The following is a 13,683-nucleotide window of genomic DNA, read 5'->3' as shown; positions in this document are numbered from 1 at the left end:
GCAATGATTTATATGATTAATTATTTTCACCCGCTCAGATTTACGGCAATTCATTGATCCACCTCAGTGGATTGGTCAAAGTTTGGCCTTTCATCTCATGCAAAAAATGCGTAATATACGCCGCCTTGCAGTCACAGTATGGTCATTTCTTAACTCATGCGCATCGGACAATACCAGCTCAGAAATCGCCTGATCGCAGCACCTATGGCTGGCATCACTGACAGACCATTCAGGACGCTGTGCTATGAGATGGGAGCAGGATTGACGGTATCCGAGATGATGTCTTCTAACCCGCAGGTTTGGGAAAGCGACAAATCTCGTTTACGTATGGTGCACGTTGATGAGCCAGGAATTCGCACGGTGCAAATTGCCGGTAGCGACCCTGTTGAGATGGCTGATGCCGCACGTATTAACGTGGAAAGCGGCGCCCAGATTATTGATATCAATATGGGGTGTCCGGCTAAAAAAGTGAATCGCAAGCTCGCAGGTTCAGCCCTCTTGCAGTACCCGGATTTAGTGGAATCGATACTAACCGAGGTCGTCAATGCAGTGGACGTTCCTGTCACACTCAAGATTCGCACCGGCTGGGCTCCGGAACACCGTAACTGCGTAGAGATTGCCCAACTGGCTGAAGACTGTGGCATTCAGGCTCTGACCATTCATGGACGCACCCGCGCCTGTTTGTTCAATGGAGATGCTGAGTACGACAGTATTCGGGCAGTTAAGCAGAAAGTTTCCATTCCGATTATCGCGAATGGCGACATTACTGACCCGCATAAAGCCAGAGCTGTACTCGACTATACGGGGGCGGATGCCCTGATGATAGGACGTGCAGCTCAGGGAAGACCCTGGATCTTTCGGGAAATCCAGCATTATCTGGACACTGGGGAGCTGCTGCCCCCGCTGCCTCTGGCAGAGGTGAAGCGCTTGCTTTGTGCGCATGTTCGGGAATTGCACGACTTTTATGGTCAGGCAAAAGGGTACCGAATTGCGCGTAAACACGTATCCTGGTATCTCCAGGAACACGCTCCAGATGACCAGTTTCGGCGCACATTCAACGCCATTGAAGATTCCAGCGAACAGCTGGCGGCGTTGGAGGCATACTTCGAAAATTTTGCGTAAACAGAAATAAAGAGCTGACAGAACTATGTTCGAACAACGCGTAAATTCTGACGTACTGACCGTTTCTACCGTTAACTCTCAGGATCAGGTAACTCAAAAACCCCTGCGTGACTCGGTTAAACAGGCACTGAAGAACTATTTTGCTCAATTGAATGGTCAGGATGTTAACGATCTCTATGAGCTGGTACTGGCTGAAGTAGAACAGCCCCTGTTGGACATGGTGATGCAATACACCCGCGGTAACCAGACCCGTGCTGCCCTGATGATGGGCATCAACCGTGGTACGCTGCGTAAAAAACTGAAAAAATACGGCATGAACTGATACTAATCAGCGAAATGTTTGTTTTAAAAGGCGCTACTCGGCATGGGGAAGCGCCTTTTTTATTCGCGTCACACGGAGGCTTTGGTGATGAAAGCAAGATGTGAACCTGTCTACTTTGGTGATGAATCAAAAAAGATAATCCAAGGTGATGCGCTAACTGAACTGAAAAAGCTGCCGTCTGAAAGCATCGATCTGATCTTTGCCGACCCGCCTTATAACATCGGGAAAGATTTTGACGGGTTGGTAGAATCCTGGGACGAAGAGAGCTTTCTGGCCTGGCTGTTCGAGTGCATTGATGAATGCCATCGAATATTAAAGCCACAAGGCACCATGTACATCATGAACAGTACGGAGAACATGCCGTACATCGATCTCAAATGCCGACAGCTTTTTACCATCAAAAGCCGTATTGTGTGGGCCTATGATAGCTCGGGAGTACAGGCCAAAAAGTACTTTGGCTCCATGTATGAACCGATCCTGATGATGGTCAAAGACCCAAAAAGTTATACATTTAACCGTGATGATATTTTGGTTGAAGCAAAAACGGGGGCGAAACGCGCGCTGATCGATTACAGAAAGAACCCACCTCAACCCTACAATCATAAAAAAGTACCGGGTAATGTCTGGGAATTTCCACGCGTCCGCTACCTGATGGATGAATACGAAAACCATCCAACCCAAAAGCCTAAAGCTCTGCTGGAACGCATCATTTTGGCCTCCTCGAATCCAAACGACTGGGTGTTAGATCCGTTCGCGGGTAGCTTCACTACCGGGGCAACCGCAGTGGGTTTGGGGCGTCAGTTTGTCGGTATTGAAATCAATGATGAATACGTAAAAATGGGACTGCGGAGACTGCGTATTAGCTCCCATTTTTCAGAGAATGAGCTTGCAAAGGTGAAAAAACGCAAGACGAAAAACCTGTCTAAAAAGAGTCGATTACCGGAAAAGAGCGATGGAATTTCAGCAAAGTAAAAGCATTGTAAGTCTGCTTCTCAGCTTTTAGATTTCGTGTATATTCCCTGCACACTTGGGCATGAATACACAGGATTTGGTAATGATTCGCAAGTATTGGTGGCTGGTTGTTTTTGCTGTCTTTGTTTTTCTTTTTGATGCACTACTCATTCAGTGGATAGAGTTAATGACAACAGAGCACGACAAGTGCCGGAATATGAACTCAGTGAATCCCCTCAAGCTGGTCAATTGCGTCGACCTCGAATAGTGCGCCCGGTGCTTACCGTTCTGTAACTGCCGTCAGTCCATGGCGGCAGAATCTAGCCAGCCTGATCCTCACCCTGAATCAATTGCAGCATGCAACCATCAGGGCTTAACATTTTTAATACATTATCGACTAATACAGGTGCTTGTTGGTAGAGATCATAACTCGCTGGATTCATTAACCAGTTTTTTATTATTCCGCTAAAACTGCCATGCAAAATAATGATGATAACGTCTAGATCAAGGCTGGTAGCGATCAGATTGTTAACCGCACACTGCTGTAAAGACTCACGAATACTTTGATGACTCAGTCCTATTTTATCGCGAATTGTCTGCTCTGATATCATATCGTTATGAAATTCACACTTATGATATAAAATTTGCATTAATGCCTGCTGACGAGGATTCTCAGCAATATATTGCAAACCTACAACTAATTTCTCACGCAACCGCTGCAAAGGATTATCTCCCCAACGACCAATGAGTTTTTCCTGAATAAGGTTGCGGAGAGGAGGTTGTTGTAACCATAGCTCATTAAACAGCTGGGTCTTGTTTTCAAAATGCCAGTAAAGCGCCCCCCGCGTCACGTTGGCGGCGTCCGCAATGTCGTTTAGCGTTGTATTGCCTACGCCGCGCACGGCAAACTGCGCTATCGCTGTTTCAATCAGGAGCTGGCGCGTTTTGAGGGCATCAGCTTTCGTTTTTCTGGCCATAGTTCCGAATGCCTGAGGCAGAGTAGAGAATGATTAACTTTCTTATTTAATATTTACTATACGGAATAAATGTATCACCTGGAGATTGTTTAAACGAGATCTAAACTATTTCATTGTGCTGATTACACACAAATAATCAAAACGAATAAACAACACCAATACATTCACCAATCACATAATCATTTCAATATGTATTTATGCGCATCATAGTATTGCTATTAACGACATAATAAGTCGGTAGCTGATTACTCTTTTTTTGTTTTTACGTGCCGTGCATCGCCCCCATAAATAAGTATTGCTTACATCGCAAGCTAATAATTTGTAGGATAGCCAACTATTATTTTTTGTGCACGTTATCTCCCTCGCCTCACCCGGTAAATAACGAGCTTTCGGTTTTTTAAGGAATAGTAATGACGAAAAATGCCAGGTTCTCACTCCTGCCCTCATTCATCATCATCTCCGCTGCATTACTCGCCGGTTGTAACGATCAGGGGGATACACAAGCTCATCCTGCCGAGCCACAGGTTACTGTCCATGTCGTTGAGTCGGCCCCTTTAGCCGTGACAACTGAACTGCCGGGACGAACGACCTCATTCCGTATTGCAGAAGTCCGCCCTCAGGTCAGTGGGATTGTACTTAAACGGAACTTCACCGAAGGGAGTGATGTTGAAGCAGGTCAATCGCTCTATCAGATCGATCCCGCAACCTACCAGGCAGACTATGACAGCGCCAAAGGTGAGCTGGCGAAGAGTGAAGCGGCTGCTGCCATTGCGCATTTAACCGTGAAACGCTACATCCCGCTGGTCGGCACTAAGTACATCAGCCAACAAGAGTACGATCAGGCCATTGCTGATGCGCGTCAGGCAGATGCTTCTGTTACTGCAGCAAAAGCAGCCGTTGAAAGCGCTCGCATTAATCTTGCCTACACCAAAGTCACATCGCCAATTAGCGGGCGTATCGGTAAATCCAACGTCACTGAAGGGGCGCTGGTCACCAATGGTCAGGCAACAGAGCTAGCTACCGTTCAGCAACTTGATCCTATTTATGTCGATGTCACGCAGTCCAGCAACGACTTTATGCGCCTCAAGCAATCCATTGAACAAGGTAGTCTGCATAAAGACAGCACCAGCAGCGCTGTTGAACTGGTGATGGAAAATGGCCAGGCCTACCCGCTGAAAGGCTCTTTGCAATTTTCTGACGTTACGGTTGATGAAAGCACCGGATCCATCACCCTCAGAGCCGTGTTCCCTAACCCGCAGCACACCCTGTTACCGGGCATGTTTGTGCGTGCGCGTATCGATGAAGGTGTACAGCCCAATGCCATTCTCGTTCCACAACAAGGTGTAACGCGTACTCCGCGTGGTGATGCCACAGTGATGGTCGTTAACGACAAGAACCAGGTTGAGTCTCGTGCCGTTGTCGCTGCGCAAGCCATTGGCGACAAATGGCTGATTAGCGACGGTTTAAAACCCGGCGATAAAGTCATCGTGAGCGGCTTACAGAAAGCACGTCCTGGCGTGCAGGTTAAAGCCACTACCGATGCTCCGGCAGCAACTGCGGCGCAATAAGGTAAGCGGACATGGCAAACTTTTTTATTAGGCGACCTATCTTTGCCTGGGTGCTGGCCATCATTCTAATGATGGCGGGTGCTTTGGCGATCATGCAACTGCCTGTGGCGCAGTACCCTACCATCGCGCCCCCTGCCGTAGCGATTTCCGCAACCTACCCGGGTGCAGATGCGCAGACGGTACAGGACACAGTAACGCAGGTTATCGAACAGAACATGAACGGTATCGATAACCTGATGTATATGTCCTCCACCAGCGATTCAGCCGGGAGCGTGACCATCACACTGACGTTCCAGTCTGGGACCGACCCCGATATCGCGCAGGTCCAGGTGCAAAATAAATTGCAGCTCGCCACACCGCTTCTGCCGCAGGAAGTCCAGCAGCAAGGTATCAGTGTTGAGAAATCGAGTAGCAGCTTTTTGATGGTTGCGGGTTTTGTTTCTGACAATCCGCAAACTACGCAGGATGACATTTCCGATTACGTTGCCTCTAACGTTAAAGACACCATCAGTCGTCTGAACGGTGTTGGCGACGTGCAGCTGTTTGGTGCTCAGTACGCCATGCGCATCTGGCTGGATGCAAACTTGCTGAACAAGTACAAACTCACACCAGTCGATGTCATTAATCAGTTAAAAGTACAGAACGATCAGATAGCCGCAGGTCAGTTAGGTGGTACGCCGGCATTGCCTAATCAGCAGCTTAATGCCTCGATCATTGCGCAAACACGCCTTAAAGATCCAGAAGAGTTCGGCAAAGTCACCTTACGGGTGAACAGTGATGGCTCTGTTGTTCATCTGAAAGATGTCGCACGTATTGAGCTGGGCGGTGAAAACTATAATGTTGTTGCTCGCATTAACGGTAAACCAGCATCCGGTCTCGGTATTAAACTGGCCACCGGCGCAAACGCACTGGATACCGCTAACGCCATCAAAGCCAAGTTGGTTGAACTGCAACCGTTCTTCCCGCAGGGAATGAAGGTCGTCTATCCGTACGACACGACGCCGTTTGTTACGATCTCTATTCACGAAGTAGTAAAAACGCTTTTTGAAGCGATCGTGCTGGTCTTCCTGGTCATGTATTTGTTCCTGCAAAACATCCGGGCAACGCTCATTCCGACCATTGCTGTCCCCGTCGTATTGTTGGGAACATTTGCCGTCCTTGCCGCGTTTGGCTACTCGATAAATACCCTAACGATGTTCGGGATGGTGCTCGCCATCGGCTTGTTGGTTGATGACGCGATAGTCGTGGTGGAAAACGTTGAACGTGTGATGATGGAAGATAATCTCCCGCCGAAAGAGGCGACAGAAAAATCCATGTCACAAATTCAGGGGGCTCTGGTCGGTATCGCCATGGTGCTGTCTGCGGTATTTATCCCAATGGCCTTCTTTGGCGGTTCCACTGGGGCAATTTACCGGCAGTTCTCAATCACGATTGTTTCTGCAATGGCGCTTTCGGTGCTGGTCGCCTTGATTCTGACGCCGGCACTGTGTGCAACATTACTGAAGCCAGTCTCTGCCGATCATCACGAGAAAAAAAGCGGCTTCTTTGGTTGGTTTAACGCCAAATTTGACCACAGCGTCAACCATTACACCAATAGCGTCAGTGGGATCATTCGCAAAACGGGGCGTTACCTGGTGGTGTATCTGGTCATTGTGATTGGGATGGCTGTACTCTTCATGCGCCTTCCAACCTCTTTCTTGCCAGAGGAAGATCAGGGCGTATTCCTGACAATGATTCAGCTCCCGGCAGGTGCAACTCAAGAACGCACTCAGAAAGTGCTGGATCAGGTCACTCACTACTACCTGAACAATGAAAAAGCGAATGTCGAGAGCGTCTTTACGGTTAACGGCTTTAGCTTCAGCGGTCAGGGACAAAACTCAGGGATGGCGTTCGTCAGCCTCAAACCCTGGGAAGAACGTAGCGGTAGCGAAAATAACGTTGAATCCGTTATTGCCCGCGCAACCCGGGCATTTAGTCAGATTCGCGATGGTTTAGTGTTCCCCTTCAACATGCCAGCCATTGTTGAACTGGGTACGGCAACCGGTTTTGACTTTGAACTGATTGACCAGGGCGGGCTGGGACATGCCGCACTCACCCAAGCACGTAACCAACTGATGGGCATGGTTGCAAAACACCCTGACCTGCTGGTGCGCGTACGCCCTAACGGTCTTGAGGATACCGCGCAATTCAAGCTGGATGTCGATCAGGAAAAAGCACAAGCACTGGGTGTTTCGTTATCTGATATCAACGAAACCATCTCTGCCGCATTGGGTGGCTATTACGTCAATGACTTCATTGACCGTGGCCGCGTGAAAAAAGTATATGTCCAGGCAGATGCTAAATTCCGTATGTTGCCGGAGGACATCAATAATCTGTATGTCCGCAGCGCCAATGGCGAAATGGTGCCATTTTCTACATTCAGTTCAGCACATTGGATTTACGGCTCGCCACGACTGGAACGCTACAATGGTATGCCATCAATGGAGTTGCTGGGAGAAGCTGCACCAGGCAGGAGTACCGGTGAGGCAATGGCCTTGATGGAAAGCCTTGCGGAAAAACTACCAAATGGTATCGGTCATGACTGGACGGGAATGTCCTATCAGGAACGACTGTCAGGTAACCAGGCTCCGGCGCTGTATGCCATCTCGCTGATCGTCGTCTTCCTTTGCCTTGCGGCATTGTATGAGAGCTGGTCGATTCCATTCTCTGTCATGCTTGTTGTACCGCTCGGTGTTGTTGGAGCATTGCTGGCAGCGTCACTTCGCGGGATGAATAACGACGTGTACTTCCAGGTAGGCCTGCTAACGACTATTGGACTTTCTGCCAAAAACGCCATCCTGATCGTCGAATTTGCCAAGGACCTGATGGACAAAGAAGGTAAAGGGTTGATCGAAGCCACTCTTGAGGCTTCCCGCATGCGTCTTCGCCCTATCCTGATGACATCCCTGGCATTTATTCTCGGGGTTATGCCTCTGGTTATCAGCCATGGTGCAGGTAGCGGTGCGCAGAATGCTGTTGGTACCGGTGTTATGGGGGGGATGCTCACCGCAACATTGTTAGCGATCTTCTTCGTTCCCGTCTTCTTCGTTGTCGTTAAACGGCGTTTTAGCCGGCACCACGAATAATTTGTAAAATAAAGGCGTCCATGGACGCCTTTTTACATGATGATGAGTTCTTTATTTATTAATAAGATAGACATTTAATTCCGCTGAAACATTGCAGAAAGAACTTTCAGGTGCGCCCATTTTATCCATTATTTTTACAATCCACATGAATTGAGATTATTCCTCATGTCAGTCTTTTTTTAAGCAGTGGTAAAATAGCGGTCGAGTTCGCAGATGGCTGAGCGTTTACCTTTGCTCAATTAGCGAAACGCTTATTTTTGAGGTAACACCATGAAAAGATTAATACCCGTTGCACTGCTTACCGCATTACTGGCTGGCTGTGCACACGATTCCCCTTGCGTGCCTGTCTATGACGATCAAGGGCGTCTGGTTCATACCAATACCTGTATGAAAGGCACCACGCAGGATAACTGGGAAACTGCAGGAGCGATAGCCGGTGGTGCTGCCGCTGTTGCCGGCTTGACGCTTGGGATAGTTGCCTTGACGAAATAAATAATCATAAAAGCGCGGCTGTTGCCGCGCTTTTAGCAATAATGATTAAATTTTTATATAAGACAAAACGTTGGTTCGAGGCATCATTCATAAAATAAAATTATTATAGATTCTCTTCACATATCCATGCCCTCAAATTAGCATTTTCTCTATTCTTCGTTATAACGCACATCCCTTTCATTATTCTCACGCTACAGATATTAACGTCCGAAATTGTTATCTTGCGTCCTGTCTGAAAATTAAATATTTTGCGCTGAAATGTGGCTTACGTTTCAATTTTGCACCACTTCAGGGCGCTGCATTTATTTTTTCCTGTCTACACTCTGCATATTGCGTCGAATAATCGTGCGCAAAAACCTGGCACTACCTTTGCTTAGAAGAGTATGGCCAAAGCCACAGACAGGTAAAAGACGTTTGTAGAACGTTTCCATAACAATAATTCCTCCACACAGGATGCTCTATGAAAAAGATGATAATAGCCAGCCTGGCTGCGGCCGGCGTGCTGCTTGCGGTTGCAAATCAGGCACATGCCGGCGCAACTCTCGATGCCGTAAAGAAAAAAGGTTTTGTGCAATGTGGTATCAGTGATGGCCTGCCTGGTTTTTCTTACGCCGATGCAAGCGGTAAATTCTCTGGTATTGATGTCGATGTATGTCGCGGGGTTGCCGCTGCCGTATTTGGTGATGACAGCAAAGTAAAATATACCCCACTCACCGCCAAAGAACGCTTCACCGCGTTACAGTCTGGTGAGGTCGACATGCTTTCCCGTAATACCACATGGACTTCCTCTCGCGATGCGGGGATGGGCATGTCTTTCACCGGCGTAACCTATTACGACGGCATTGGTTTTCTCACCCATAATAAAGCGGGTCTGAAGAGCGCTAAAGAACTGGATGGCGCTACGGTTTGTATTCAGGCAGGAACAGATACTGAATTGAATGTGGCCGACTACTTTAAAGCCAACAACATGAAGTATACCCCTGTCACCTTTGACCGTTCTGATGAGTCCGCTAAAGCGCTGGAATCAGGGCGCTGCGATACGCTTGCTTCCGACCAGTCTCAGTTGTACGCCCTGCGGATCAAACTGAGCAACCCCGCAGAATGGATTGTACTGCCAGAAGTTATTTCTAAAGAACCACTGGGGCCAGTCGTGCGTCGTGGTGACGACGAGTGGTTCTCGATTGTTCGCTGGACGTTGTTCGCTATGCTGAACGCTGAAGAGATGGGCGTTAACTCGAAAAATGTTGACGAAAAAGCGGCAAATCCTGCAACACCGGATATGGCGCACCTGTTAGGTAAAGAGGGGGACTATGGCAAGGATCTGAAACTTGATAACAAATGGGCTTACAACATTATCAAGCAGGTAGGTAACTACTCGGAGATCTTTGAACGTAACGTTGGATCGGAAAGCCCGCTGAAGATCAAGCGTGGACAGAACAACCTCTGGAATAACGGTGGCATTCAGTATGCACCACCCGTGCGCTAATGCGCAGTGATGCAACGAGCGCCGCAACTGCGGCGCTCAGCCCAGAGTCATAGTTACCGAGGTTTTCTTATGTCCCATCGCCGCTCAAACGTAAAAGGATCGTTATCCTTTTCTAACCCTGCGGTCCGCGCCTGGTTATTTCAAATACTCGCTGTTATTGCAGTCGTTAGCATTGTGGTCTATCTCATTCATAACACCATTAATAACCTGAGCAGTCGCGGTATTACCTCGGGATTTTCTTTTCTCGAACGCAGTGCCGGATTTGGTATCGTCCAGCATCTGATTGATTACGAGCAAGGCGATACATATGGCCGCGTTTTTATCGTCGGTCTGCTTAATACGCTGTTAGTCTCCGCATTGTGCATTGTTTTCGCTTCATTTCTCGGCTTTTTTCTCGGACTAGCACGGCTGTCGGATAACTGGTTGCTACGAAAGCTCTCTACAATTTATATCGAAACGTTCCGCAATATCCCGCCATTGCTACAGATCTTCTTTTGGTATTTTGCCGTATTACGGAATTTGCCCGGACCACGGCAGGCTGTTAGTGCCTTGGATCTGGTCTTTCTGAGCAATCGTGGGCTCTACATTCCGGCGCCACAGATGGGAGAAGGTCTGATTACTTTCAGTGCCGCAATAGTGATTGCCGTCATCATCACCATTGGGCTATTTCGCTTCAACAAAATGCACCAGATCAAAACAGGCCAGTTACGCCGAACATGGCCAACAGCCCTGGCGCTAATAGCGTTTCTACCGATGATTTCACATTGGATTTTCGGCGCGGCGTTGCATTGGGATATCCCTGAACTGCGTGGGTTTAACTTCCGTGGCGGTATGGTGCTTATTCCAGAATTGGCTGCCCTGACACTGGCACTTTCTGTATACACCTCTGCATTTATTGCTGAAATTATCCGGGCGGGGATTCAGGCAGTTCCTTATGGACAGCATGAAGCGGCACGTTCTCTGGGCCTACCAAACCGGGTAACCCTGCGACAGGTCATCATCCCACAGGCGTTGCGTGTCATTATTCCCCCACTGACGAGTCAGTATCTGAATATCGTCAAGAACTCCTCTCTTGCAGCCGCCATTGGCTACCCGGATATGGTGTCATTGTTTGCCGGTACTGTGCTCAATCAAACAGGGCAGGCCATCGAAACTATCGCCATCACCATGTCGGTTTACTTGATCATCAGTCTGAGTATTTCTCTGTTGATGAATATTTATAACCGCCGCATCGCACTGATTGAGCGCTAAGGAGCCATGATGACAAAAGCACTGCTGTCTCGCCCCGCACGCCCGAGCAGTAACCAGGCAAGTCGCATTCTATTTTGGGTACGTAAAAACCTGTTCTCTAGTTGGTCAAACAGCCTGCTCACATTGTTATGCGTGTGGCTTATTTGGTCGTTCCTTCCCCCACTGTTGAACTGGGCATTCCTGCAGGCCAACTGGGTCGGTTCTACCCGGGCCGACTGTACCAAAGCAGGGGCTTGTTGGGTGTTCATCCATGAACGCTTCGGGCAATTCATGTATGGACTGTATCCACACGATCAACGCTGGCGCGTCAATCTGGCCCTGATTATTGGTCTGCTTTCCATCATCCCGATGTTCTTGAAAACCATCCCCCATCGTGGCCGCTACATCGCCATCTGGGCGGTGGTGTATCCCCTTACCGTCTGGTGGTTGATGTACGGTGGTTTTCTCGGGATTGAGCGAGTAGAAACCCGGCAGTGGGGGGGATTAACACTGACTCTGATTATCGCCTCCGTGGGTATCGCGGGCGCACTTCCATGGGGAATTTTACTGGCATTAGGCCGCCGTTCTCATATGCCGATCGTGCGTGTTTTATCGGTCATTTTCATTGAGTTCTGGCGTGGTGTACCGCTTATAACCGTCCTGTTTATGTCCTCAGTCATGCTCCCGCTATTTATGTCGGAGGGTACAACTATCGACAAACTTATTCGGGCACTGGTTGGCGTCATTCTTTTCCAGTCAGCCTATGTTGCTGAAGTGGTACGCGGGGGATTACAGGCCTTACCAAAAGGTCAGTATGAAGCGGCTGAATCACTGGCACTCGGGTACTGGAAAACGCAGGGGTTGGTGATCCTTCCACAGGCACTGAAACTGGTCATTCCCGGTTTGGTCAATACCATCATTGCGCTATTCAAGGATACCAGTCTGGTCATCATCATCGGCCTGTTCGATCTCTTTAGCAGCGTCCAGCAAGCAACTGTCGATCCGGCCTGGCTGGGGATGTCGACAGAAGGATATGTTTTCGCTGCACTGATTTACTGGGTTTTCTGTTTCAGCATGTCGCGCTATAGCCAGCATCTGGAAAAACGTTTTAACACCGGGCGTACACCGCACTGAGGAATTTATGAGCCAAATAGTAATGCCGTCCACTGACGCGATGATTACGCTGGAAAACGTCAACAAATGGTATGGGCAGTTTCATGTCCTAAAAAATATCAACCTGCAGGTCAAACAGGGAGAGCGTATCGTATTGTGCGGACCTTCTGGTTCCGGAAAATCGACGACTATCCGCTGTATTAACCATCTGGAAGAACATCAGCAAGGGCGTATTGTCGTGGATGGAATCGAGCTCAACGAGGATATCCGCAATATCGAACGTGTCAGACAGGAAGTTGGCATGGTCTTCCAGCACTTTAATCTCTTCCCTCATTTAACGGTTCTGCAAAACTGCACACTGGCCCCTATTTGGGTGCAAAAGATGCCGAAGAAAGAAGCTGAAGTGCTGGCAATGCACTACCTTGAACGAGTACGCATTGCTGAACATGCGCATAAGTATCCCGGGCAAATTTCCGGTGGTCAGCAACAGCGTGTCGCCATTGCGCGTTCGCTGTGCATGAAACCCAAAATCATGCTGTTTGACGAGCCTACGTCAGCGTTAGACCCCGAAATGGTAAAGGAAGTGCTGGATACGATGATTGGCCTGGCGCAATCGGGAATGACAATGCTGTGTGTAACACATGAAATGGGTTTTGCCCGCACGGTAGCGGATCGGGTGATCTTTATGGATCTTGGTGAGATTGTTGAACAAGCGCCTCCAGATGAATTTTTTGCCCACCCTAAATCCGAACGAACTCGTGCCTTTTTGTCGCAGGTTATACATTAACGCCACGATTGCCTGCACATATCAGGCCGACAGCAATGCCAACCTCGTAGGCTGGATAAAGCATTAACGCACATCCGGCCTTTTTCCTGATACGTTAAAACGCAAAAAGGCCCAGTCTTTCGGCTGGGCCTTTCGCTTTTATTTGATGTCTGGCAGTTCCCTACTCTCGCATGGGGAGACCCCACACTACCATCGGCGCTACGGCGTTTCACTTCTGAGTTCGGCATGGGGTCAGGTGGGACCACCGCGCTACAGCCGCCAGACAAATTCTTTTCTACGTGCCGAACTTTAACCTAAAAACTGGTGCTGATACCCAGAGTCGAACTGGGGACCTCACCCTTACCAAGGGTGCGCTCTACCAACTGAGCCATATCAGCACACTAAATTTGATGCCTGGCAGTTCCCTACTCTCGCATGGGGAGACCCCACACTACCATCGGCGCTACGGCGTTTCACTTCTGAGTTCGGCATGGGGTCAGGTGGGACCACCGCGCTACAGCCGCCAGGCAA

The 13,683-nt window shown here is 48.8% G+C and carries 12 protein-coding genes, 1 tRNA gene and 2 rRNA genes; 11 read left to right on the top strand and 4 right to left on the bottom strand.

All coding sequences use genetic code 11. From position 1 onward, the window contains the following. Positions 1–156: 156 nt before the first annotated feature. The 4 genes from dusB (at position 157) to NNO08_RS22165 (ending at position 2,663) form a co-directional block, all read left to right on the top strand. The gene (gene dusB / locus NNO08_RS22180; RefSeq protein WP_271441679.1) at positions 157–1,122 is read left to right on the top strand and encodes a tRNA dihydrouridine synthase DusB; all 966 of its coding nucleotides are present in this window, start codon (positions 157–159) and stop codon (positions 1,120–1,122) included. A 25-nt stretch (positions 1,123–1,147) separates the two neighbouring features. Beyond that, on the top strand, positions 1,148–1,444 hold the full coding sequence (gene fis / locus NNO08_RS22175; protein WP_000462905.1) for a DNA-binding transcriptional regulator Fis: 297 nt from the start codon (positions 1,148–1,150) through the stop codon (positions 1,442–1,444). A gap of 87 nt (positions 1,445–1,531) precedes the next feature. Then, positions 1,532–2,416 (top strand): adenine-specific DNA-methyltransferase, encoded by an 885-nt coding sequence (yhdJ, locus tag NNO08_RS22170; RefSeq protein WP_271449061.1) that lies wholly within the window; start codon positions 1,532–1,534, stop codon positions 2,414–2,416. A gap of 82 nt (positions 2,417–2,498) precedes the next feature. Beyond that, the gene (locus NNO08_RS22165) at positions 2,499–2,663 is read left to right on the top strand and encodes a DUF2556 family protein (RefSeq protein WP_003025279.1); all 165 of its coding nucleotides are present in this window, start codon (positions 2,499–2,501) and stop codon (positions 2,661–2,663) included. A 52-nt stretch (positions 2,664–2,715) separates the two neighbouring features. Here the strand turns inward: NNO08_RS22165 and envR are convergent, their stop codons facing one another. After that, positions 2,716–3,372: an acrEF/envCD operon transcriptional regulator gene (gene envR / locus NNO08_RS22160; RefSeq protein WP_271441680.1), complete on the bottom strand. Its 657-nt coding sequence runs from the start codon at positions 3,370–3,372 to the stop codon at positions 2,716–2,718. A 410-nt stretch (positions 3,373–3,782) separates the two neighbouring features. Here envR and NNO08_RS22155 point away from each other — a divergent pair, with 410 nt between their 5' ends. The 7 genes from NNO08_RS22155 (at position 3,783) to NNO08_RS22125 (ending at position 13,173) form a co-directional block, all read left to right on the top strand. Then, entirely contained in the window at positions 3,783–4,940 is a 1,158-nt protein-coding gene (locus NNO08_RS22155; protein ID WP_271457548.1) for an efflux RND transporter periplasmic adaptor subunit, read from the top strand. Positions 4,941–4,951: 11 nt separating this feature from the next. Then, the gene (locus tag NNO08_RS22150) at positions 4,952–8,065 is read left to right on the top strand and encodes an efflux RND transporter permease subunit (protein ID WP_271457547.1); all 3,114 of its coding nucleotides are present in this window, start codon (positions 4,952–4,954) and stop codon (positions 8,063–8,065) included. Between the two features lie 270 nt (positions 8,066–8,335). Further along, positions 8,336–8,557, top strand: a complete 222-nt coding sequence (locus NNO08_RS22145; RefSeq protein ID WP_048213468.1) for a membrane protein — start codon at positions 8,336–8,338, stop codon at positions 8,555–8,557. A 460-nt stretch (positions 8,558–9,017) separates the two neighbouring features. Continuing rightward, positions 9,018–10,043 carry an amino acid ABC transporter substrate-binding protein gene (locus NNO08_RS22140; RefSeq protein ID WP_202037597.1) on the top strand — a complete coding sequence of 342 codons (1,026 nt, stop codon included), beginning with the start codon at positions 9,018–9,020 and terminating at the stop codon, positions 10,041–10,043. A 69-nt stretch (positions 10,044–10,112) separates the two neighbouring features. Beyond that, positions 10,113–11,294: an amino acid ABC transporter permease gene (locus NNO08_RS22135; protein ID WP_271448999.1), complete on the top strand. Its 1,182-nt coding sequence runs from the start codon at positions 10,113–10,115 to the stop codon at positions 11,292–11,294. A 9-nt stretch (positions 11,295–11,303) separates the two neighbouring features. Then, complete coding sequence (locus NNO08_RS22130) at positions 11,304–12,407, top strand: amino acid ABC transporter permease (protein ID WP_271441684.1); 1,104 nt, start codon at positions 11,304–11,306, stop codon at positions 12,405–12,407. Positions 12,408–12,414: 7 nt separating this feature from the next. Further along, the gene (locus NNO08_RS22125; RefSeq protein ID WP_048213472.1) at positions 12,415–13,173 is read left to right on the top strand and encodes an amino acid ABC transporter ATP-binding protein; all 759 of its coding nucleotides are present in this window, start codon (positions 12,415–12,417) and stop codon (positions 13,171–13,173) included. A gap of 147 nt (positions 13,174–13,320) precedes the next feature. On the opposite strand, the gene rrf (NNO08_RS22120) is transcribed toward NNO08_RS22125, so the two are convergent. The 3 genes from rrf (NNO08_RS22120) to rrf (NNO08_RS22110) all read right to left on the bottom strand — a co-directional run bounded on the left by rrf (NNO08_RS22120) (position 13,321) and on the right by rrf (NNO08_RS22110) (position 13,680). Next, positions 13,321–13,436 (bottom strand): 5S ribosomal RNA (rrf, locus tag NNO08_RS22120). Positions 13,437–13,474: 38 nt separating this feature from the next. After that, positions 13,475–13,550: transfer RNA gene (locus NNO08_RS22115), tRNA-Thr, on the bottom strand. Positions 13,551–13,564: 14 nt separating this feature from the next. Further along, a 5S ribosomal RNA gene (gene rrf / locus NNO08_RS22110) occupies positions 13,565–13,680 on the bottom strand. Positions 13,681–13,683: the final 3 nt, after the last annotated feature.

The organism is Citrobacter sp. Igbk 17, assembly GCF_028069775.1.
In the GTDB taxonomy this organism is placed as follows: domain Bacteria; phylum Pseudomonadota; class Gammaproteobacteria; order Enterobacterales; family Enterobacteriaceae; genus Citrobacter.
Note: the sequence above shows the minus strand (reverse complement) of the source record. Positions and strands in the feature narration are given on the sequence as shown.